This is a genomic window from Cohnella silvisoli (assembly GCF_021190915.1).
GTDB classification, from domain to species: Bacteria; Bacillota; Bacilli; order Paenibacillales; family Paenibacillaceae; genus Cohnella; species Cohnella silvisoli.
Map to the genome: position 1 here is coordinate 43018 of NZ_JAIOAP010000018.1, position 22098 is coordinate 65115.

General features: G+C 39.1%; 22 protein-coding genes. 20 read left to right on the forward strand and 2 right to left on the reverse strand.

The genetic code is table 11. From position 1 onward, the window contains the following. The first annotated feature begins 401 nt into the window (after positions 1-401). Positions 402-1427, forward strand: coding sequence for a tyrosine-type recombinase/integrase (locus K7P76_RS26900; protein WP_232189170.1), 1026 nt, complete (start codon positions 402-404; stop codon positions 1425-1427). A gap of 77 nt (positions 1428-1504) precedes the next feature. Here the strand turns inward: K7P76_RS26900 and K7P76_RS26905 are convergent, their stop codons facing one another. Both K7P76_RS26905 and K7P76_RS26910 read right to left on the reverse strand, forming a co-directional pair. Beyond that, positions 1505-2476 (reverse strand): tyrosine-type recombinase/integrase, encoded by a 972-nt coding sequence (locus K7P76_RS26905; RefSeq protein WP_232189171.1) that lies wholly within the window; start codon positions 2474-2476, stop codon positions 1505-1507. Next, positions 2473-3426 carry a tyrosine-type recombinase/integrase gene (locus tag K7P76_RS26910; protein ID WP_232189172.1) on the reverse strand — a complete coding sequence of 318 codons (954 nt, stop codon included), beginning with the start codon at positions 3424-3426 and terminating at the stop codon, positions 2473-2475. Before K7P76_RS26910 ends, K7P76_RS26905 begins: the two co-directional genes overlap by 4 nt. 454 nt (positions 3427-3880) lie before the next feature. Between K7P76_RS26910 and K7P76_RS26915 the strand changes: the two genes are divergently transcribed. The 19 genes from K7P76_RS26915 (at position 3881) to K7P76_RS27005 (ending at position 21840) form a co-directional block, all read left to right on the forward strand. Further along, positions 3881-4384 carry a hypothetical protein gene (locus tag K7P76_RS26915; protein ID WP_232189173.1) on the forward strand — a complete coding sequence of 168 codons (504 nt, stop codon included), beginning with the start codon at positions 3881-3883 and terminating at the stop codon, positions 4382-4384. 453 nt (positions 4385-4837) lie between these two features. Beyond that, positions 4838-5620: a hypothetical protein gene (locus K7P76_RS26920; RefSeq protein ID WP_232189174.1), complete on the forward strand. Its 783-nt coding sequence runs from the start codon at positions 4838-4840 to the stop codon at positions 5618-5620. Positions 5621-5813: 193 nt separating this feature from the next. After that, positions 5814-6233, forward strand: coding sequence for a hypothetical protein (locus tag K7P76_RS26925; RefSeq protein ID WP_232189175.1), 420 nt, complete (start codon positions 5814-5816; stop codon positions 6231-6233). Between the two features lie 758 nt (positions 6234-6991). After that, positions 6992-7996 carry a HEPN domain-containing protein gene (locus K7P76_RS26930; RefSeq protein WP_232189176.1) on the forward strand — a complete coding sequence of 335 codons (1005 nt, stop codon included), beginning with the start codon at positions 6992-6994 and terminating at the stop codon, positions 7994-7996. Positions 7997-8238: 242 nt separating this feature from the next. Next, the gene (gene lepB / locus K7P76_RS26935) at positions 8239-8685 is read left to right on the forward strand and encodes a signal peptidase I (protein ID WP_232189177.1); all 447 of its coding nucleotides are present in this window, start codon (positions 8239-8241) and stop codon (positions 8683-8685) included. A 949-nt stretch (positions 8686-9634) separates the two neighbouring features. Continuing rightward, positions 9635-10090, forward strand: coding sequence for a hypothetical protein (locus K7P76_RS26940; RefSeq protein ID WP_232189178.1), 456 nt, complete (start codon positions 9635-9637; stop codon positions 10088-10090). Positions 10091-10314: 224 nt separating this feature from the next. Further along, a complete protein-coding gene (locus K7P76_RS26945; protein ID WP_232189179.1) occupies positions 10315-10974 on the forward strand; it encodes a HEAT repeat domain-containing protein in 660 nt (219 codons plus the stop codon). A gap of 404 nt (positions 10975-11378) precedes the next feature. Beyond that, on the forward strand, positions 11379-11723 hold the full coding sequence (locus tag K7P76_RS26950) for a helix-turn-helix domain-containing protein (RefSeq protein WP_232189180.1): 345 nt from the start codon (positions 11379-11381) through the stop codon (positions 11721-11723). Between the two features lie 276 nt (positions 11724-11999). Next, complete coding sequence (locus K7P76_RS26955) at positions 12000-12959, forward strand: AlbA family DNA-binding domain-containing protein (RefSeq protein ID WP_232189181.1); 960 nt, start codon at positions 12000-12002, stop codon at positions 12957-12959. 260 nt (positions 12960-13219) lie between these two features. Continuing rightward, positions 13220-13825 carry a class I SAM-dependent methyltransferase gene (locus K7P76_RS26960; RefSeq protein WP_232189182.1) on the forward strand — a complete coding sequence of 202 codons (606 nt, stop codon included), beginning with the start codon at positions 13220-13222 and terminating at the stop codon, positions 13823-13825. A 208-nt stretch (positions 13826-14033) separates the two neighbouring features. Continuing rightward, positions 14034-15080, forward strand: coding sequence for a hypothetical protein (locus K7P76_RS26965; protein ID WP_232189183.1), 1047 nt, complete (start codon positions 14034-14036; stop codon positions 15078-15080). Between the two features lie 229 nt (positions 15081-15309). Next, positions 15310-16173, forward strand: coding sequence for a hypothetical protein (locus K7P76_RS26970; protein WP_232189184.1), 864 nt, complete (start codon positions 15310-15312; stop codon positions 16171-16173). 323 nt (positions 16174-16496) lie between these two features. Next, positions 16497-16592 (forward strand): putative holin-like toxin, encoded by a 96-nt coding sequence (locus tag K7P76_RS26975; RefSeq protein ID WP_255678823.1) that lies wholly within the window; start codon positions 16497-16499, stop codon positions 16590-16592. Positions 16593-17422: 830 nt separating this feature from the next. Next, on the forward strand, positions 17423-17848 hold the full coding sequence (locus K7P76_RS26980) for an NUDIX hydrolase (RefSeq protein ID WP_232189185.1): 426 nt from the start codon (positions 17423-17425) through the stop codon (positions 17846-17848). 256 nt (positions 17849-18104) lie between these two features. Next, a complete protein-coding gene (locus tag K7P76_RS26985; RefSeq protein ID WP_232189186.1) occupies positions 18105-18830 on the forward strand; it encodes a DUF695 domain-containing protein in 726 nt (241 codons plus the stop codon). A 250-nt stretch (positions 18831-19080) separates the two neighbouring features. After that, positions 19081-19683, forward strand: coding sequence for a hypothetical protein (locus K7P76_RS26990; protein ID WP_232189187.1), 603 nt, complete (start codon positions 19081-19083; stop codon positions 19681-19683). A gap of 351 nt (positions 19684-20034) precedes the next feature. Beyond that, on the forward strand, positions 20035-20130 hold the full coding sequence (locus tag K7P76_RS26995) for a putative holin-like toxin (RefSeq protein ID WP_255678823.1): 96 nt from the start codon (positions 20035-20037) through the stop codon (positions 20128-20130). 437 nt (positions 20131-20567) lie between these two features. Beyond that, positions 20568-21158 carry a hypothetical protein gene (locus K7P76_RS27000; protein WP_232189188.1) on the forward strand — a complete coding sequence of 197 codons (591 nt, stop codon included), beginning with the start codon at positions 20568-20570 and terminating at the stop codon, positions 21156-21158. Between the two features lie 259 nt (positions 21159-21417). Then, positions 21418-21840: a macro domain-containing protein gene (locus K7P76_RS27005; protein WP_232189189.1), complete on the forward strand. Its 423-nt coding sequence runs from the start codon at positions 21418-21420 to the stop codon at positions 21838-21840. Positions 21841-22098: the final 258 nt, after the last annotated feature.

A 22098-nucleotide genomic window follows, 5' to 3' on the forward strand; every position in this document is an offset into this window, starting at 1 on the left:
GTCGTTCTCTCCGAGTTCTCTCAAACGTCCAAATTTGCTCACTTTTTGATGATTTCCCGAGACGTCTTATGGCACTAGGGAAAGGCGGCCTGAAACGCCGAAATCCCTTGATTTTATTGGCTTTTCTCGGTTTTTTGGTTCCCCTTATGGGACATAAACAAAGAAAAAGCTCCTGAATTCGTCCTTATGATGATTTAGGAGCTTTTTGCATTGAAGTGGCCTTGTGATGAGTGGAAATCTGTTACCACTAGAAGATGATACGATCCATTTCATTCTGACAATCTCACTTCGTCTGTGGCTATAGAACGTTGACAAATTAACTTTTAGAGAGTCCGATTTTGTTCGAAAAATGAAACGAATAGTAAGGGGGCTTCAGAATACATCTGTTGGAGGGATGGAGAATGAACGGAAATGTTGTAAGCCTATTTCGTCAAAGTCAAAGTGAAAAGGCGAACAAACGACGCAGTAATGATTTATACGATGTGGAATCGTTTTCTAGCGCGGGTAATCGGTTAACGTGGGAAGAAGCAGTAAAATTATTTATTCAGGCCCGCCGCGCTGAAACATCAAGCGAAGATACCGTAAAGTTTGAAAGGAGTACTTTGAAATGTTATGAGCGAATTTTGCGAGAGCAGGAGATTGAAGCCGACATCTATCATGTATCGACTGACTTGCTGCGGAATAAATTTATTATGGCTATGGTTGAGAAAAAAGGCTACAAGCTCAATACGATCAATAATCGAATTAAGTCCATCAAGCGATTCTTTTTATTTTTGCATGAAGAAGGGTGGATATCAGACAATCCGGCACAACACGTACGAACGCGTAAGGGCCATCATCCAACCATTCAATCATTCACCGAGGAACAAGTTGTGGCCCTGCTCAAGCAACCGGATCAAAACACCTTCACTGGGTTTCGCGATTTTGTCATTCTATCCTTGATATGTGACAGTGGGCTACGCGTCGGAGAAATCACAAAACTTAAAATGAACCAGGTCGATATTAAAGAGAATCAGCTTCTTGGTGTCATAGGAAAAAGCAAGAAGCCGCGGGACATCCCTTTCTGTGATGATGTGCGTAAGCTCTTAATCCGATATATCAAAGCAAGAGGAGACATCCATTCGTCTCATTTCTTTGTCACACTGGATGGTCGCCCGCTGGGTGTTCGCTCGTTTCAAGTGGCTTTGCGCCAATATGGCAAGGAAGCCGGGATCACTAACGTTCGGGTAAGCCCACATACATTGAGGCATACCTTTGCCAAGATGTACATTATCAATGAGGGAGATCCGTACAGCTTACAGGATATTCTCGGTCATTCTTCACAGGACATGGTGAAGCGTTATGTGAACTTGTGGCGTCCCGAAATGAAAACGAAGCATACAAAATCCTCGCCCGTACGTCGATTATATCAGAATAGATTGATTTAACGATCATCATTAGGCATGAGAGTTAGAAGCAAGGCCATTCCGTTGAAGAATGGTCTTGCTTCTACTTACAGCAAGGTCTAAATAATACGTTTCATGTTTTCTACCGGGCTATACTTTTTGTGTTGTTGCTTAATGTCGCTGTTAAACAGTTCAACATAATATTCAACCATCTTTAGCGTGGCATGGCCTAAAATTCGTCGGAGTGTAAATGGGTCACCCCCGTTCAAAATGTAGAACTTGGCCATCGTATGCCGGAAAGTATGAGGGGATACACGCACCCCATTGATGTGCGAAGCACGTCCGTAATCATGCATTTTCTCCTGTAGCGCTCGGGTGCTGATCTTTTCATTGTTCAAGCTAACGAATAGTGCATCCGTCGCTAAATCTCCTCGAATATCCAAGTAACGGCGAATCACTTTGGCGCACGTTTGTTGAATCGGCACGCGGCGGGCTTTTCCTCCTTTTCCTTTTGTAATGCGAATTTCCTGTTCCTTAAAGAAAATATCGCCAATCTTCAAATTGCATAATTCACTGATTCGCATTCCCGTTTCAAATAGAACCAGCATCATGGTATAGTCACGGAAACCCGAAAACGTATTGCGCTCCGGTTGTTCCAACAAAGCGACGACCTGTTCTTTGGTGAAGGTTTGGATCATCAATTTTTCGGCTTTGGTGGCATGAATCTCTTCTGAAAGGTTCTGAAGGAGCCAGCCTTCCTCAAATAAGTATCTCAGGAATTGCTTGATGGCCTTGATGCGTCCGTTTACGGTATTGTCCGATTTTCCTTGATCGAACAGATAAGCAATAAAATGATTCTTGATATCCCGAGAAGTGATGGAGTAAATATCCAGAGCAAGTTCTTGATCCCGGAAGGCAGTCTCCAGTTGTTTTGCGCTATCCTGATAAAAACGAATCGTGAGCGGCGAAAGGTTTTTTGACTTGCAATCGAGAATAAAGGAATGAAGCAGATCGCTATAACTTAACTGCTGCTTAGCGTCACTTGCCTTATCGACTTTTGTCAAATTATTTTGTCTGCGTCCGATCGTCATCCCCGTTTCACCTCACTTTCGATGAAGATAGAGGGGAATTCCTGAATCATCTGTTCCAGCGGACTATACTTCTCATGTTGGGTTTGCAAATCGCGCGAGAACAGTTCAACGTACATTTCGGTTATTTCGATACGCGAGTGTCCGAGAATTTTCTTTAAAGAGAAAATATCGCCGCCGTTCAATAAATACTTCTTTGCGAAGGTATGGCGAAACGTATGACAGGAACATTGAACCCCCTGAATGTTTGCGATTTTACAAATCCGCGAAATCATGGTTCGAATGCCCCCTTCATCGAATGGTCGATTGTCCAACGTGACCCATAGCCGGTCTGTAGTCAGTGTTCCTCGCTCCAGCAAATAGAGTTGCAATTCGTGAGATACGGTTTGCTGAATTGGCACCATTCTTGCCTTCCTGCCTTTCCCTTGACGAACACGCACTATTTCTTCATCCAGTAGAATATCTGTGATTGCCAGTTGGGTGAGTTCGCTTAGGCGAATGCCGGTTTCAAGCAAAACCAGCATCATCATGTAATTACGGAAACCAGTAAATGTTGAACGATCGGGTTCAGCAAATAGCCGCATTAAATGAGCATCCGTGAAAGTATGCATCAGAGAGAGGTGAGTTTTAAACGGTTTTAATCCGTCTGCAATATTGCAATCAGCGTATTTCTCTGCTACGAGAAACGCGAAAAATGCTTTGAGAATGGCCAGATGACAATTAACGGTTCTCAGGGCCGATGTTTCATTGAGCATACTGGGGATGAGACGATGTGATAACAGGTCAGGCGTTAAATCAAACCATTTGAGATTTTGGGCTTTTAAGAGTTGTTCGATCTTTTTCAATCCTTTTCCATAACGGCTAATCGTCGTCTTGGCCAGGTTTCTGGACTTACAGTCCACGAGAAACAAACGAGAAAGGCTAGACCAATCATTCACGTTAGGTTGAGACACTTCGCATTTCCTCCTTTGTTGGATATGCGAAGAAAAGCAGATATACGAAGTGGGCGCGGAGAGGTTCGTAAAACATTTGGATATACGATTTCGCATAACTTCCACGAAATTTGGGGTTATTTACAGCTGTGTGGAAGAGTTTTACAAGAGTTGAAATTCGTTGATACATAAGGCTTCCTCGACATTCCGGGGGGCTGAACTCACCTCCTGCCGCTTCGTATAACACCATGTTCACGCTTCGGGCCATTCGGCCCTCGGTCCGGCAGGAGTCAGGTGTGATTTCGGAGAAGCAATTGGCAGTAGCAAGGAAGCGGAATCAGCCGGACACATCCGCACCACCTAACCGCATCGCGGCCGCCCTTCGGGCTTAAGGTGGTGGGACGTCGTGAACACATTAACGTTATATGCAATTGATGCAAGGTCAAAACAATAATAATAAAAGAGATGATATCTAATGGAAGTACATCAAGTATCACTAATAAAACAACACATGTCCAAATCAATAACGGAAGATGAGTTATTAATCGGCTTAAATTTGGAACCTTCAAATCTATCTGTTTTTGTAAATACAACACTACAAAATGCATATTCCCTCAATGATTCTGAAGCAGTAGATTTGATCTTATATTTAGGATTTGTCTTTGAGGTCTTTACTGAAGATTTTGTAAGTATTCTATGTAAGCTACTTGAAATTGAATGGCATTATAAACATGAAGATATCGCTCGATTACTACAAAGATTCAAATCTCCTTACAGTATTGACAGCTTATTCAAAGTAGCGACTAGGAAATTATCATACTTGGAATATAACGAAAGTAGTGCTCTGGCTAGAAAGTGTATTTATGCTTTAGGAGATATTAATTCAGATGAATCAAGAATAAAATTGGAAATACTCTCTAATTCAAGCGAAGATTTGATTAAAGAGTTTGCATTAAAGCAATTAGATCGAAGAATCTAAATTTCTAGTAAGTTAATCGAGATGGCATCAACAGCATATAACACCATTTTCACGCTTCGGGCCATTCGGCCCTCTGTCCGGCCGGAGTTAGAAGTGGATTCGGGGTTGCAATTGGCAGCAGCAGGGGAGCGGAATCAGCCGGACACATCCGCACCGACTAAGCGCATCGCGCCCGGCGACTTCGTCGCCTTAAGTCGGTGGGACGTCGTGAACACAAGTACGTTATATGAAATAGCACAAAATATCAATATCAAGAGGTGTTGTATGAGACTTAACAAACCTAGTTGCCTGGGAAGCCAAATAAGCAATTTGTCGTCATTTTGTTTTTGTTTATATCATATCTTGCCCTATTTAAACCAAGATAAATATTCTTATGAAGAGCTCATGGGGTACACAGGACATGCATTCCACCTTAATATTCGAGTGGAATCTATTGATAAATGGGGACCAACGATGTACGACTGGGATGGTGTAATCTCAAAAGGATTGAATAATCTTGGACTTGTTTCAAGAGTTATTGGATATTCTGGTTATCATATTGAAGTTCCTAATGTTTTGAATAATTCGATAAATTTAATAAAAGAGTCTGTTCAAAGAGGAGTACCTCTTATCATGTGGGAGCCTCTTGGTCCTGAGTTTGGAATAATTTACGGATACAATGATGAGAGACAGACCTTATACGTAATTGATGCAGAGCGCGAAGGAGAAATTCCTTTTGACAGAATCGGTAGGGGATCAGATACCCCTGAATTCTATGTACTGTCAATCGAGGAAGTGGATCAAATCAGTCAACAGGTAAGAATTTTTGGTAGTCTTGAATTAATTCTTAAGTATGGTTTAAATGATGCTCACGACTCCTGGGAGTTCTCCACTGGTTTACCGGCGTATGATGCATGGATAAATGCTTTTATCAGTAAAAAAGTCGATGTTTATGGAAATTCATACAATATTCAAGTATTAAAGAATGCTCGAACATCTGCAGTTGTATTTTTAGATAAATTTAAGAGCGAGTTTAATGATGAGCAGGGAATTAATATGATTGTACAATCAAGAAATTCATTCATGAAAGTTGTTGATCTTATTAATGACCTTGAATCACTTTTTCCATATCCAAGTGGAGGCAATCCTCAAGATGATGGAAGGAGTATGAAAGCAATACAATTGATTAAAGAAATAAAAGAAACAGAAAAAAATGCATTACTTCATCTTAAAACACTAAAGGAAAGTAGAACTTGAATGTATTTCAAGGAAGTGTGCTACTTCATATAACACCATATTCACGCATCGGGCCATTCGGCCCTCGGTCCGGCAGAAGTTAGAAGAGGATTCGGGGATGGATTTTCAGTAGCGAGGAAGCGGAATCAGCTGGACACATCCAACCACCTAACCGCATCGCGGCCGCCCTTCGGGCTTAAGATGGTAGAACGTCGTGAATACAAGAACGTTAGATGAAATTGCTGAAAACAAAGGAGATAACATGAAGAAGATTTGGACTGATTTCAATGGCCCCAATTCTAATAGACTAAGAATCTCTAATCTTGACATGGAGTATTTCAAGCTTTCAGATGGAGAAATAGTAATCATTTATACCGAAGACATTCAAGTAGAAGCTAAAATAATGTACGATGAAGAGCAATCTTCATGGTGCGGAGAATTAATTAGTAAAGTAATTACCGTTTCTAAAGAAATTGAAGAGGCAAGAGAAGATGGATTTAAGAACGGAAAGCTATTTGGAACATGGACTGAAAGAGAAAATTTAATAAGAAGAATGAGAGCTTTAAAAATGGATCCCAAAAAGATAGAAGAGATCACGGGAATACCTAGAGCCGAAATCATAAGAAAATATTAGATTTTTTGGCTATTCGATGAGGTCAGCAACTTCACATAACACCATATTCACGCATCGGGCCATTCGGCCCTCGGTCCGGCAGAAGTTAGAAGTGGTTTCGGAGAGGCATTTCAGCAGCAAGGAAGCAGAATCAGCCGGACACACCCGCACCATCCAACTGCATCGCGGCCAGTCGCTTCGCTCCTTTAAGGTGGTGGGGCATCGTGAATACAAGAACGTTAGGTGAAATTGCCAAAGGAAAATAATAAAAGGAAAGAAACGATGTGACATATGGAGCAAAAGAAATTTAAATTCAGAGAGATCGATGAAGAACCATCATACAAAGAGAAATATAAAAATAGAGACTCCAGATGGAAAACATTTTGGATTGTATTCTTTTTGGTACTTTTAATATTAATTATTTTAGGAATTATTTTTATTTCTGCATTTTTTTATTTTTACTCAAAAGCATTTACTAAAGCGTGATAGTGCAGCTAAATGTTTAGGAAAAAGCAGTATGAAATTGGCAGTAACTCACGAAGTGGCAACTTCACCTAACACCATATTCACGCATAGGGGCGTTGCCCCTCGGTCCGGACAGAAGTTGAAGAGGATTCGATTGGAGTGAACTCAGATGCAGGGAAGCAGAATCAGCCGGACACATCCAACTCCCTAACCGCATCGCGGCCGCCCTTTGGGCTTAAGGGAGTTGGACGTCGTGAATACAAGAATGTTAGGCGAAACTACTGAAATATTAAATTTGAGGAGAATTATTTCAAATGGAAATAATTAAACGAAAAATTGAAGTAATACTTCCTATCTTTAAATCGTTTTCAAAACAATACGATTTTAAAAAGATTATTAACCAAGTCATTGAAGAGTTATTATCAATGAAGATTGTTTTTCCATTAAATGCAGATCAAATTGTAGGTAAACAAGCTTTAGTTAGGTTTAAACTTTTGGATGAGAATGATGATAGAATACAGCAAATTAAGAAAATTGGAAGAAGTAAAATCTATCTTGTAGCATACACTGAAATGGAAATTACTGATATTCCAATTGAAGGAATTGAAGAATGGAATATTCCTTCAATTGAGTTATGGAAGAAAGATTCAGTTGATTATTTTATTAAACGTTTATACGACTTTATCATTAGTATAAATATTTCACGTGTAGGTACTTTTCAAGTTGATCATGGCCTTATTTATGTTGACGAACAATTATTTGATAAAACAAAAATGCTGCTAAATGGTTTTGAAGAAGTATATATATTTACGCAGAAAACAAAATGGCCAGTTCTAGAGCAATTAGATATTGTTAATGTTTGGGGGTGGATTACAGAAAAGATTGGTTTTATTGACGGAATAGGTGGCACCGCTGTTGAAAGGGCTCTCACAGCACTGACATATCTATTTGGCTCTGTTAATGAGTCTAATGAAGGTGTAGATCTCTTTTTTACAATGATAGGATTGGAAGCATTATATAGTTCAAGTAATAACGGAATTAAAGAACAATTGGTAGCGAAATCACAAGTTCTTCTAGGAGTCCAAAATGAATATAAGAAATTATTTAAATATATGTATGATTATCGTTCAAAGTTTATACATGGCGGGTTGAATTTTCCTGGTAAATTTCATTATTTTGATGGTACCGAAGAGTTTGATTCATTTATGAAAGAAAATTATGATGTAACATTAATGGCTCAATCTGTGCTGATAGCGACATTACAACAACTCTCAAAGCGAAATTTGAATGAGTTAACATTTAAATATGCATTGATTTGAGTTATTCGGAGAGGTCAGTAGCATCGCCTAACACCATATTCACGCATCGGGCCATTCGGCCCTCGGTCCGGCCGGAGTTAGAAGTGGATTCAACGAGGCATTTCAGAAGCAGGGAAGCATATTCAGCCGGACACACCCGCACCACCTAACCGCATCGCGGCCGGCTCCTTCGGAGCCTTAAGGTGGTGGGGCGTCGTGAATACAAGAACGTTATGCGAAATCTTGTTAGAGAGGATAAGTTCATGAATATTCTTATTACAATCTTCTTATTACTCCTGTCTTTAGTTAGTGGTAGTTCAACTCAAAAGTTATATGTTAATGATGGTCCTTCCATGTCTCCAACGATTAATAATGGAGATAAAATGATAGTAAATTTAGATATATCTAAGGGTATATTCAAGGATGATATTATTATATTTAAGACCGAAGAAAAATCATTTTGTAAGAGAGTAATCGGTGTTGAAGGAGACAAAATTGAAATAAAGGAATCGGGAATTATTGTGAATAATAAATTGATGTTTAAATCCAGAATCGGAGACAATTTAATTAAACCTCAGATCACCATCAAGAAGGACGAATATTATGTCATTGGAGATAACGTTGACAATAGTTACGACAGTAGGTTTTATGGACCAATAAATCACAAGCAAATTATAGGGAAAGTAACGAAGATTCTGCATATTCAATGAAGAACAAGACTTCGCATAACACCATATTCACGCATCGGGGCATTCGCCCCTCGGTCTGGACCGGAGTTAGAAGAGGATTCGGGGAGGCATTTTCAGCAGCAGGGAAGTATAATCAGCCGGACACACCCGCACCACCCAACCGCTTCGCGGCCAGTCGCTTCGCTTCTTTAGGGTGGTGGGGCGTCGTGAATACAAGAGCGTTAGATGAAACCGTCAAAACAATTATCAATATTGAAAGGGACTAAATTATGTTATCTATAAGAACCAGTTTCATTAAGGATCGCTATTACATATACTCGTACTTCATTGCATTAGTTATTTTACTTTTAGGGATATACATTCCTTCACTTACGAGAGGTTCAGTACCAGAGCTCATTCGAGTAATAATTAGTCTAGCATTTGTTTTCGGTGCATATATTTTCAGTTATTTCTTTTTTATTAGAAAGAAACTTGAACTATTTAACCTCACAAAAGCAAATTTCGGACAATTTTTCATGAATTTTATATATTGGTTTTTCACAATAAGTATAGCCTTGTTTCTCATTGTTTGTTCAGTGGTATCAATAGTGAAACTTGATATATTGTTTTTCATTGAAGGATTAGTTACAAGTATATTTGGATACTTCATAAGTCTATTAATAATAAAGATTGTTTCCTCGGTGAATGGTATTAAAAAATAAGAATAGAGAATGTTGTGAGTTGATCATAGGAGTTGACGGCATCAGCTAACACCATATTCACGCATCGGGGCATTCGCCCCTCGGTCCGGCAGAAGTTAGAAGCGGATTCGGGGAGGCAATTGCAGCAGCATGGAAGCAGATTCAGCCGGACACATCCCTCCACCTAACCGCATCGCGGCCGCCCTTCGGGCTTAAGGTGCAGGGACGTCGTGAATACAAGAACGTTAGCTGAAATTCGGAGTAAAACTCTCAATACTTTGGAGGAAAACATGGAAGCAGAACAAAAACTTTTAAAGCTTGAAGAAAAGCTCAATCTAGCAATTAAAAATATTAAAACAAAATTCGTTAATACAAGAGTAAAGGCAAGAAGATTTAAGGTGGGTGTCTTAATTTTAGGAGTTGCTATTACTGTGATTTTAGGACTCGAAGATTTAGCATATGGGAAGGAAATAGGTTTAATTCTTTCAGGCATACTAACAGTTCTTGCTGGAATTGACACTTTATATAATTATTATTCTAAATCAGTTCAAGAACACGATTATTATTTAAGACTTACTAATCTATTAAATGACATAGAATACTTTAAAACAGGAATAGAGCCAGATAATTATGATGTGGATAAAGTGAATTCCTTTTATATTGAATTTAAATCAATTAGGACAGATTTTCATGGTCAAAGAATTGAGACAGTCAAAAATTCTTTTGAAGTAAGGAATAGTAAATAAATTTGTAAGTAACACTTTGAACTTCACCTAACACCATATTCACGCTGCGGGAGTCAAAGCTCCCTTGGTTCGCCGGATGCAGAAGTGCCGAGGGTGTAATCAGGCGAACACACCCGCACCACCTAACCGCATCGCGGCCGCCCTTTGGGCTTAAGGTGGTGGGACGTCGTGAATACAAGAACGTTAGGTGAAATTACCGAAGAGCAAAGAAAGGAGACAGATACTTGGATTATTATAGATATATACATGATTCCTCAAAAAGTTTAGAAAACAAGATTGACGAACAAATTGATGAGTTTTGGCAATGGTCAAAGAATCAAAAACAAATTTATGAATGGGAAGCATGTTATCCTGAATGGGGTTTAATAAATACATTACTTGAACGATTAGTACATTCTATTGATTTTACTGTATGGGATCAAAAAACGATTAATAATATTCTATTTCTAATTGCTCGAGATAACGAATGTGAGGTATTGATTGAAACATTGAGTCAAAATCCAGCGTGTTTGATTTATTTCGCTAAGGAAGGCTTAATGTATCAGGACGATAGCGTAAGATGGCAGTTTGCCCATTACCTTACCAAGATAGCAGACGAATATCCTGAAGTAGAAGATATAATATTGAAATACTCTAATGACCATGCTGAATATGTAAGACGAAGAGCATTGCTTGCTTTATCGTATATCAAATCTAAATATGTAGAAGAAAAAGCAATTGAAGCTTGGAATTCAAATATGGAATACCAAAAAATCGCTGCATTAGAAGCCCTGTATCAAGTGAAATCTCCACAATTAGAAAAGTATCTGAAAATGGGATTAAATGATTCATTTGAATATGTAAGGACAAATTCAGAAAGAATTATAAATTCATATCGTGAGTAAATCGAAGAAGTCGGTAACTTCACCTAACACCGTGTTCACACATCGGGCCATTCGGCCCTCGGTCCGCCTGAGGCATTTTCGAGGAAGCGGATTCAGATGGACACACCTGCGAGGCTAACTGCGCAAGCGCAGCCGGTCACTTCGTGACCTTAAGCCTCTCGGCGTCGTGAAATACAAGAACGTTAGCTGAAATACGAAGCTTGTTAAGTGGGTGATCGCAGTGAAGCATTTAGATATAAACTTTTCAATCAGACTTGCACGATTTGATGAAGCCTCAATAGTTTTAAGCCTTTGGCAGATGTCTGCCTCGGCCGGCCACTTCGTTACCTTTAGGTGGTGGGGCGTCGTGAATACAAGAAAGTTATCTGTAATACGACTAGAGCTTAAAAATAGGAGGAAATTCGTTGAAACAATTTAATTTTAGTAATGTGATTAGTTCTGTAATCCTGGGAATAGCAATCATCATTGGCTGCTTTATTTTCAAAGGAGATCATGAAAAAGCTAAAGCAAATGAAATTATTAACTCTAATAAACCTCTAATGACAATTCAAGAAACAGCTGATTACTTAAACCTTTCTGAATTTCAAGTTAAAACGATAATTTCTTCAGAAGAATCTATGTTGAAAGCAAGTGGATCCTACAGTGGCATGATGTTCCCTATTATTAAAATAGGAAATGATATTTATGTAAGTGCCAATGGATTAAATGACTGGTTAAAGGAATCTACACAACAAAGAAAACAATATTAGAGAACACTTGCATTGCGGGTCATTTCAAGGTAGAGCCGTACTTCAGATAACACAATATTCACGCTTCGGGCCATTCGGCCCTCGGTCCGGCAGGAGTAAGATGAGTTTTCGGAGAAGTAATTGGCAGTAGCAGGGAAGCGGTATCAGCCGGACACATCCGTACCACCCAACCGCATCGCGGCCAGTCGCTACGCTCCTTTAGGGTGGTGGGACGTCGCGAATACAACAACGTTATGTGAAATTCCCAAAATACACAGACATGAGGAGTAGAAAAGATTGAAAGTCAAAAAGATACTTAGTAATTTGAATGCGTGGAAATTACTGGACAGTGTTTATAAACAAGAAATTTATGAAGTCATTTATTCAATCGAAAATCTAAATACTTCAAATAATAAATTAATTAGAGATATTAGCAAATCGTTTGTGAATGTATTAAGAAAATTGAATTGGGAAGATTATTGTCCAACAAGTAGTAAGGGACCATGGCATTTCGACTGTATTAAAAACAAAGTAGGTATTGAGTTTTGTTTAGCTAAGCAAGCTTTCTTAGAAAGTAAATTGTTTCTTAAAGCACCTGCTGCTTATAAATATGATTTATTTGATATTGCTGTATTTGTCATTCCAATAAATAGAGATGCACTGAAATTTGATGGATTAACCACTTTTGATAAGATTCTTAATGTATTTAATGATTTGAGCCCGATTCAATTGCAGTATCCTTTTATAATTCTAGGAATTGGAAACGAAGAAAATGATGACCATATGCTCGAAATAATAGAGCTTACTACAGATTTGGATGCTTTTTTAATTGGTTATACCGAAAATTCTCTAGAGACATTAATAGCTACCGGAGAAAAAATTAATTATGACTTTAAAGTAGAACTACCAGAAAACAAAAAGATCGCACAAGAAATATGTGCATTTGCGAACATGGAAGGTGGAGGATTTTTGATTCTAGGGGTTACAAATTCAGGTCAAGTTGTAGGTATCAATAATAATGAATTAGATTCTGCCCAACAAAGAATTGTCAATGTTGTAAGAGACAGTTGTGACCCACCTCCTAAGATAGATTTTTTTATTTTCAATCACAACTTAAAAGGTAGATCAATTATGATTGTAACAGTGAAAGAAATGGGGAACAAACCTTGTATGACCCAGGATAGAATATATATTAGAGTTGGATCAACGGTCAGAATAGCTAAACCTGATGAAGTAAGACGTTTAATATTGATGTAATTCAGGTAGTAGGGAACTTCACATAACACTGCATTCACGCTGTGGGGCTTACGCCCCTTGGTCGTCAGATGTATAATCATGGAAGATAGTTAAAACGACACACGAGCCGACCTAAGATAGGAGCTATCTAAGGCCGGCTCGCGTCGTGAATGCGGGAACGTTATGTGAAATCCCCTTAAATCCAACCATCATAAGATATCAAGATGATCAGAATAAAAAAAGTTATTGATTGAGAATAAACATTAAAGTGAGGTTGACGCATGAAGAACTGGGATGAACATTATATAAATGGAAACTTTACAAACTGGGATCTTTCATATCCATCGCAAGAGTTGATCGCTTTTATTGCTACTAAGACCTTCCCGAAGAAGAAGGTAGCTTTGGATGTTGGATGCGGGGCTGGTCGCGAAGCCATATTTCTTGCCCAGCAAGGTTGGGATGTAATTGGGGTGGATATAAGCACCGAGGCTCTTAGAATCGCTGCTGAACGGGCAAAGAAGTTTGGAGTGGAAGTTGACTGGCGTCAAGGGGATATCTTGAACTTACCAGTGGAGAATAAATTCATAGACTTTGTCAATGATCGTGGCTGCTTTCATTCGATCGTTGAAGAAAACCGGGATCAATATGTCAATGAGATTGCCCGGACTCTCAAACCTGGTGGGATGATGCTATTAAGAGGTTGTCGTGACGAGAAAGAAGAAGGACATTTTGTTCCTGTGACTGAAGTATCGGTTGACCGATACTTTAGCCAATATTTTGATCGAGGACCGGTGCTACCGTTACAAATGGTCACAGGTCGCGGTTATAACCATGAAGGAATGAAAGGAAACCTAGTAGTATTGAAGAGAAACAGAAAATATCTTTGATGGTAATTCAAGAAAGAAGGGGACATCACATAACACCGTATTCGCGCATCGGGCCTGATGGCCCTCGGTCCGCAGAAGCAGTTGGCAGGGAAGCAGATTCAGCGGACACACCCGACTCCCTAAGATAAGAGCTATCTAAGGGAGTCGGGCGTCGTGAATACGAGAGACGTTAGCTGAAATTGCATTAATTACATTGTGAGGGATAGTCATGGAGGATATTGTACTAAAGTTTAATCATAGAAGATGTACGTTACTTGAGAATGAAGTGATTTTAGATATACAACCAATAATCACTGAAGATAATTCTTATTTTGCAATCACGAGAAGCGGTAAGATTTTAGAAATCAACACTAAGGATGAATCTTGTAACACTGTATTTTCGATCGACAATGGAGAGTTAGATTTTGATAAGTACGTTTCAATTCTTATTTCGTCAGATAGGAACATTGTCGCAGCATTTAATACATTTGGTCGGAATGGATTGGTAATTGATTTAAATATGAATAGAATCATGATGCGATTTAGTAGAGACGAATACCATTATGAGCAGACCATATTTCCGGTTGCCTTTGTCAAACATAATAATCAAGTACTAATTATACATGGAACTCTGTGGAACAGATTAGACATAACAAATCCACTGACAGGTGAAGTATTAACAGCAAGAGAAAATCCGGAAACAACAGAAGAACATTATTTGGATTATTTTCATGGACAACTTTTAATATCTCCTGACCATGAATGGGTAGTAGACAATGGTTGGGAATGGCATCCACTTGGCTCGGTGACTACTTGGAATCTTAAACAATGGATAATTAATAATAAATGGGAGTCTGAGGATGGAGTAAGTAAGAAAGATTTGTGGTGGGGGAAGGAAGACTGGAATGATCCTATTTGTTGGATCAGCAATACCCAAGTTGGTCTTTCAGGGAAGCTCGACATTAGCCTTTTTGATGAGGAAGATATCTTGAACCATCAAAAAGGAACAGTCTATAGAATATATAATGTAACGGATGGTAGCATTGTAAACGAATTTGAAATATATTATGGAAAATTATTTTTCGACACATATTTATTTTGTTCATCTCAGGATAAAGGGTTTCAAATCTATGATCACTCTAATGGAAAAGTTCTTTTTGAGGACAACACAATTAACCCCGTTATTTACCACAATAAATCTAAAGAATTTATTGAAGTCAAAGATAATGAAATAATGATTTGTCAGCTCCTCGAAGGAGAATGCAACTTCAGCTAACACCATGTTCACGCATCGGGCCATTCGGCCCTCGGTCCGGACTGGAGTTAGATGTGAATTCAAGAATGCAATTGGCAGCAGCAGGGAAGCGGAATCAGCCGGACACATCCACACCGAGTAACCGTATCGCGGCCGGACCCTCCGGGTCCTTAACTCGGTGGGACGTCGTGAATACAAGAACGTTATATGAAACCAGCGCTAAATACAAATTTTCAGGGAGGGAAAGAAAATGAATTTTGAGAAAGCTGCCAACTTCATTTGGGAAAATGGAAGATTACTTGAGAGAAGAGTATTTGAATATATTTTTCTAGGGGGAACAAAAAATAACGTTCTAAATGCAATAAAAGCATATCAGAATGATGATGGTGGATTTGGACATGCTTTGGAACCCGACTTGCGCACACCAGAGAGTCAACCTCTCTATACTGGATTTGCGCTAAAATTATTGTATGATTGCGAAATTAAAAATGAAGACCTGACATATAAAGTTATAGACTACGTATCAAAAAGTGCTGATTTAGAAACAGGAATCCCAATCATCTTGCCTTCATCCAGTAAATTTCCCAGAGCAGAACATTGGAACAATCCATTATCTGTGGAACCATCAATAAGTCAGCTAACTGCATTAGTAGGACTGATTAGGTGGCAAGGAGTGAAGCATCCATGGCTTGATAAAGCAACTGATATTTGTTTAAATGTCATATCCTCTCGAAGCGATGACGATGCACATACTATAGCTTCAGCTTTTATTCTGTTAGAAAGTCTACCTCAAATTGAAAAAATAAAGCCATTATTTAACAAACTATCTAAGGATCTCTATCAATCAAGATTCTTTTGTTTGGAAGCTCCTCCCCAGCAGTATGGGCTGACACCGTTAGAGATCGCGCCAGTACCTAACTCTTATTGCAGAAGTATTTTTTCAGACAAAACGATTATGGATCACCTGAAGGTGTTGGTTTCGCAGCAAGATGAAGATGGTGGCTGGCCTATACTATGGGAACCACCCGGGGGAATAGCGTTGAATGAATGGAGAGCATATAGAACATTAATGAATCTAAAAACCTTAAATGCATACAACATGATAAATCATTGAACGTAATTCGAAGAAGGCGCTGGTATCATATAACAATGTGTTCACGCATCGGGGCATACGCCCCTCGGTCCCGGGAGATAAGCCGGAGGAGTGATCGCCGGGACACATCCGCACCACCTAACCGCATCGCGGCAGCCCTTCGGGCTTAAGGTGGTGGGTCGTCGTGAACACGGAAACGTTATCCGAAACTAACGCGATACATGAAAATCAACAGTAATGAATTTACAAACATACGTTCTATTGTTGGTTGAAGAAGAATGGTATAATTAAATCACAATTGAATCTTGGGTGGGCATGGTTTCCCTTCGAAAGGAGGTGAAGCTATGGAATTAAAGGACGCAATATCGATCATGATACTTTTTGCATCGTTGATTATTGCTCTTTTAACTTACATTGGAAATAACTACAAGAGAAAGTAAAAACCCACCCCAAGGTTGCAGCCGCAGGTGGGTTTTTGCCGTCTAGGACCTAGAAGGGAATAACCCATCCAAGCCAATTGTGTAGCCGAGTGTTAGCTGCACTCGGCTTCTTTAATAAAATGATACCATAAAAGAAATTAGAAATAAACCATTGGAAAGATACCAAGGGCACGAAAGATACTTGGGTATTTCAGGGAGGCGTTAATTCGTCTAACACCATATTCACGCATCGGGGCATTCGCCCCTCGGTCCGGACCGAAGTTAGAAGAGAATTCGGTGAGGCAATTTCAGCAGCAGGGAAGCCTAATCAGCCGGACACATTCTCACCACCACATCGCAGCCGCCCCATTGGGGCTTAAGGTGTTGGACGTCGCGAATACAAGAACGTTATATGAAATCTGAGCAACCCATTAAATAAAGGAGTCATTTTGCTAATAGATATATCTCCTGAGCATATTGTAGTCGCTGCTGCGGTTGTATTGAACTTTGGAAGAGCTTTAAAGAACAAATTGAATATTGTTTAAACCGAAAAGAACCATTTCTTATAGAATTTAATAGCTAAGGTAAGGACTTTTTGTAGGTATATCGAGGAAGGCTCAGACATCAAGTAACAACGTGTTTCAGCTTCGCGGCTGTCGCCGCTCGGTCTGCCAGAAGAATATCAAAGAAGCAGATACAGGCAGACACATCGATTCCCCTAAGATAAGAGCTATCTAAGGGGAATGGGACGTCGCGAATATAAGAACGTTAGATGAAACCTACGAAGAGCAATTAAAGTCGAAAATATTTTAGATCATAAATACATATTAATCTTTTTAAGGAGTAAAGCGATGAATCCACCAAAGCATATCGTTTCGGCAGCTGCAATTGTAATAAATGACAAAAACGAATTATTACTTATCAAAGGACCAAGAAGAGGCTGGGAGATGCCTGGTGGTCAAGTGGAAGAAGGAGAATCCTTAACTCATGCTGCAATAAGAGAAACAAAAGAAGAATCAGGAATAGACATAGAAATTATCAAATTCTGCGGAATATTTCAGAACGTTGGAAATTCAATTTGTAACACCCTGTTTTTAGCGAAGCCAATTGGTGGTGAATTAATACAAACATCAGAAAGCTTAGAATCGGGCTTCTTTCCGATAGAGGAAGCACTAAAAAGAGTCGAATGGAAAGATTTCAGACAAAGAATCGAGTACTGTTTAAGACCTGAAATACAACCTTTTTGTATTGAGTTTAATGATGAGAAGAATATTTGAGGGTATCTCAAGAAGCCGGAGGCATCATCTGACACCGTATTCACGCTTCGGGCCATTCGGCCCTAGATCCGGCAGAAGTTAGAAGTAGAATCAAAAAAGCATTTCAGTAGCATGGAAGCATAATCAGCCAGACACACCCGCGCCACCTAACCGCATCACGGCCGGCCACTTCGTGACCTTAAGGTGGTGGGGCGTCGTGAATACAAGAACGTTATGTGAAATGACTGTAACTACTTAAAAATAAAGGAGAATTAATTTGTCTGATCACTGGGAAGTATATCTATCTAAATCCAAAACTGTTGTAAGAGTAGATGTGGGGATAGTTGGAAATGCCCCTATCGATGGTGCAAAAATATTAATGGAAGTAAACATGAAATCAAGAAGTATATTTTCAAAGAAATTAGATAATGAACTTCTTGGTACAGTTGAAGATGAAATAGAAAGCCATTTGACAGAACTTGATTATGTAGTTGGTGCCATCACTTATGCAGACTCTAAATCTTTTTACTACTATACAAAGCATAAAGATTCACTTTTTAATATGCTTAATAAAGCACTTTCGAAATATAAAAAGCTTAAATGTGTAATCTCAATTGGGGAAGATCCAAATTGGGAATTTTATTTAAAAACTTTATATCCAGATGATTTTGAAAAGCAGCGGAAAATAGATAGGGAAGTTGTTGAACAATTAAAAGCAAACAATGATGATCTTCATATACCTCGTGAAATAAACCATTGGGTTTATTTTCTAGAAAATAAGAATAGAGAAGACTTTAAAAGAAATCTCGATTCAAATTTCTATAAAATTGTTGAAGAAGGAACACTACAAGAATCGGAATATCCATATCGATTAATTATCTCACACACAAGTACTGTTGAATTTGAAACAATAAACAAAATTACAACAGAACTACTTAAGAAAACAATAGAAGCCGATGGGAATTATGATGGTTGGGAAAGTCCTGTAATAGAAAGTAAGTGATTCAATGAAGTCAGTCACTTCTGATAACACCATATTCACGCTTCGGGACATTCGTCCCTCGGTCCGGCAGAAGGATTTCAGGGAGTGGTTTCAGGCGGACACACCTGCGCGGCTAACTGCGCAAGAGCAGCCGGACCCTTCGGGTCCTTAAGCCTCTCGGCGTCGTGAATATAAGAACGTTAGCTGAATCAACGAAAAGAACATGGGTATCATTTAGGTAGTTTCACTTAATCCAAAAGGAGGAAAGTCGGTGGGGCTTATACTTGAAGAGAAAACAAGACGAAATATCGAAGATGGCAAGCGAGCTATTTTTACTTTATCTGCTTATACCGATGATTTTCACCCTAATAATGACGAAGGCTGTTATACATGTACCATACAGATTTTCGATCCTAATAATAACATTGTGGATGAGTTCTATAGACACTTTTTGGTGAATGATTTTAATGATAAGTATTACAAACACTTCATTTTGAAATTTTCGAGAGACATAGATTACCGTGAACAATTTAATATCAAGAACGACATAGTAGAAAAACGTAATAAAAATGAAATTGACGAAGAACTTGTAAACATAATTGCTAAGCTTAACTTATTGGGACTTAGGACAGAATATTCTTGCCAAGGAACTAAGACTCCGTGGATGGATAGACCACATAAAAGTGATGGACACAGTATAACGGCTTATATAACATTCGTAGACAAGTTACCGAACGGGTTCATACAACTGGCAAATAAATTTGAATGTATTGTAGTTGATTGCATGACGATTCGCTCTAAGAGACGAGATTATAATATTCTATTTCCCGGATGCATGACCGAAATTATTGACAAATGGGAAACAACACGATAAAGAAAAAATCGAGAGGTTATGAGTAGCTCGAAGAAGTCGTTGACATCAGCTAACACCGTATTCACGCATCGGGCCGGCATTCGCCGACCCTCGGTCCGCCCGAGGCATTTCGAGGAAGTGGATTAGGCGGACAACCCTGCGAACCTAACCGCGTCGTGGCCGCCCCGTTGGGGCTTAAAGTTCTCGGGTTCGTGAATACAACAACGTTAGACGAAACTAACGCGAAACATGAAAATCAACAGTAATGAATATACGACCATACGTTCTGCTATTGGTTGGAGAAGAATGGTATAATTAAATCACAATTGAATCTTGGGTGGGCATGGTTTCCCTTCGAAAGGAGGTGAAGCTATGGAATTAAAGGACGCAATATCGATCATGATACTTTTTGCATCATTAATTATTGCTCTTTTAACTTACATTGGAAATAACTACAAGAGAAAGTAAAAACCCACCCCAAGGTTGCAGCCACAGGTGGGTTTTTGCCGTCTATGACCTAGAAGGGAATAACCCATCCAAGCCAATTGTGTAGCCGAGTGTTAGCTGCACTCGGCTTCTTTAATAAAATGATACCATAAAAGAAATTAGAAATAAACCATTGGAAAGACACCAAGGTCACGAAAGGCACGAAAGATACTTGGGTATTTCAGGGATGCGTTAACTTCGTCTAACACCATATTCACGCATCGGGGTATTCGCCCCTCGGTCCGGACCGAAGTTAGAAGAGGATTCGGTGAGGCAATTTCAGCAGCAGGGAAGCCTAATCAGCCGGACATACCCGCACCACCCAACCGCGTCGCGGCCAGTCACATCGTTCCTTTAGGATGGTGGGGCGTCGTGAATACCAGAACGTTATCTGAAATATGACGAAAAGAGGAAAGATCATGAAGAGAATATTACCTCTCATACTTGTTGTTTGTATGTTATCAGTTTGGTCTTCGGCAGGCGTCGCATCTTCTGCTCAATCAAATAAAGAGATTAGTGCTTTATTTTTGAAAGAGAATCCTAAACTTAAAGTAAAAGAAATAAAATCTGAAGATCTAAATAATGACAAAATGAAGGAATACTATTTACTAGATGATGAAGGTCAGTTTTGGATATATCAAAACCAAAAATTTAGAAATATTAATTGTTGTTATTATAGTGATGATGATTTAGAGCCTGCTCATATTATTTTTCTGAAGCAGAACAGTAAGGAAAAACATGTATTAGTAAGTTTTGAGTATTATCCTTCAAATGCTTCAGTAGCAGTATTTAGATTAAAAAAGGACAAACTGGAAGAAATCTTAAACCTTCAGGGCGATAGAGGCGTATTTATTAAAGGTCAAAGCATATTAATGCAATGGAAAAAATATAGAAATGAAGGAGGTTGGGATGAAATAGCAACCATCTATATTTGGAATAATACAAAAAAGAAATATGAAATAAAAAGTAGCAAACCAAATGGATATAATTCTGATAACTTTATGGAATAGATTTTGATAGAAGTGCTTCGAGGTCGTCATACTTCAGATAACACCATGTTCACGCATCGGGCCATTCGGCCCTCGGTCCAGCAGAAGTAAGATGTGGATTCGGGGATGCAATTGGCAGCAGCGATGAAGTGGAATCAGCCGGATACACCCGCACCACCCAACCGCGTTGCGGCCGCCCTTCGGGCTTAAGATGGTGGGACGTCGTGAACTCATGAACGTTAGGTGAAATCCCTATAAAGGCAAAGGTGGAGTGGACTCAATGGAGTTAATAGAAATCAAGAAAGATTTATTTACAATGCCAGAAGATTATTTCCTGGCTCATTGTATTTCTGCAGATGCTAAGATGGGAGCAGGAATCGCAGTTCAATTTCGTAAGAAGTTTAAGTTGTCTTCACTTCAAGACATGGCTTCAAGAAATGATTTAATAGTTGGTAAGTCGTACAAGGTGGACAGAGTATTTAATTTAATAACAAAGAGTAAGTATTGGTATAAACCAACATATGAAACTTTAACAATGTCATTGAAATCGATGAAAGAGATTTGTGTTCAAGAATCAATTAATAAATTAGCAATGCCTGAAATTGGATGTGGACTGGACAAATTACAATGGGGAAGAGTTAAAGAAATAATAATAAATGAATTTATAGATACACCTATAGAGATCACTGTATGCAGATTATAATTTTCGAGAACACTGTCAGTATTTCAAAGAAGACAGGGACATCACCTAACACCATGTTCACGCATCGGGCCATTCGGCCCTCGGTCCGGCAGGAGTTAGATGATTATTCGGGGAAGCAATTGGCAGTAGCAGGGAAGCGGAATCAGCCGGACACATCTTTCCCCTAAGATAAGAGCTATCTAAGGGGAAAGGACGTCGTGAATACGCGAACGTTATCTGAAATTCAAGTAAATACATATAAACCATGAGGGATTCTAT

Bases quoted from the DNA above. Each gene is read 5' to 3' on its own strand.
- K7P76_RS26900 (WP_232189170.1), top strand. From the start codon at position 402: ATGAACGGAAATGTTGTAAGCCTATTTCGTCAAAGTCAAAGTGAAAAG.
- K7P76_RS26905 (WP_232189171.1), bottom strand. From the start codon at position 2,476: ATGACGATCGGACGCAGACAAAATAATTTGACAAAAGTCGATAAGGCA.
- K7P76_RS26915 (WP_232189173.1), top strand. From the start codon at position 3,881: ATGGAAGTACATCAAGTATCACTAATAAAACAACACATGTCCAAATCA.
- K7P76_RS26920 (WP_232189174.1), top strand. From the start codon at position 4,838: ATGTACGACTGGGATGGTGTAATCTCAAAAGGATTGAATAATCTTGGA.
- K7P76_RS26930 (WP_232189176.1), top strand. From the start codon at position 6,992: ATGGAAATAATTAAACGAAAAATTGAAGTAATACTTCCTATCTTTAAA.
- lepB (WP_232189177.1), top strand. From the start codon at position 8,239: ATGAATATTCTTATTACAATCTTCTTATTACTCCTGTCTTTAGTTAGT.
- K7P76_RS26940 (WP_232189178.1), top strand. From the start codon at position 9,635: ATGGAAGCAGAACAAAAACTTTTAAAGCTTGAAGAAAAGCTCAATCTA.
- K7P76_RS26960 (WP_232189182.1), top strand. From the start codon at position 13,220: ATGAAGAACTGGGATGAACATTATATAAATGGAAACTTTACAAACTGG.
- K7P76_RS26965 (WP_232189183.1), top strand. From the start codon at position 14,034: ATGGAGGATATTGTACTAAAGTTTAATCATAGAAGATGTACGTTACTT.
- K7P76_RS26970 (WP_232189184.1), top strand. From the start codon at position 15,310: ATGAATTTTGAGAAAGCTGCCAACTTCATTTGGGAAAATGGAAGATTA.
- K7P76_RS26975 (WP_255678823.1), top strand. From the start codon at position 16,497: ATGGAATTAAAGGACGCAATATCGATCATGATACTTTTTGCATCGTTG.
- K7P76_RS26980 (WP_232189185.1), top strand. From the start codon at position 17,423: ATGAATCCACCAAAGCATATCGTTTCGGCAGCTGCAATTGTAATAAAT.
- K7P76_RS26995 (WP_255678823.1), top strand. From the start codon at position 20,035: ATGGAATTAAAGGACGCAATATCGATCATGATACTTTTTGCATCATTA.
- K7P76_RS27000 (WP_232189188.1), top strand. From the start codon at position 20,568: ATGAAGAGAATATTACCTCTCATACTTGTTGTTTGTATGTTATCAGTT.
- K7P76_RS27005 (WP_232189189.1), top strand. From the start codon at position 21,418: ATGGAGTTAATAGAAATCAAGAAAGATTTATTTACAATGCCAGAAGAT.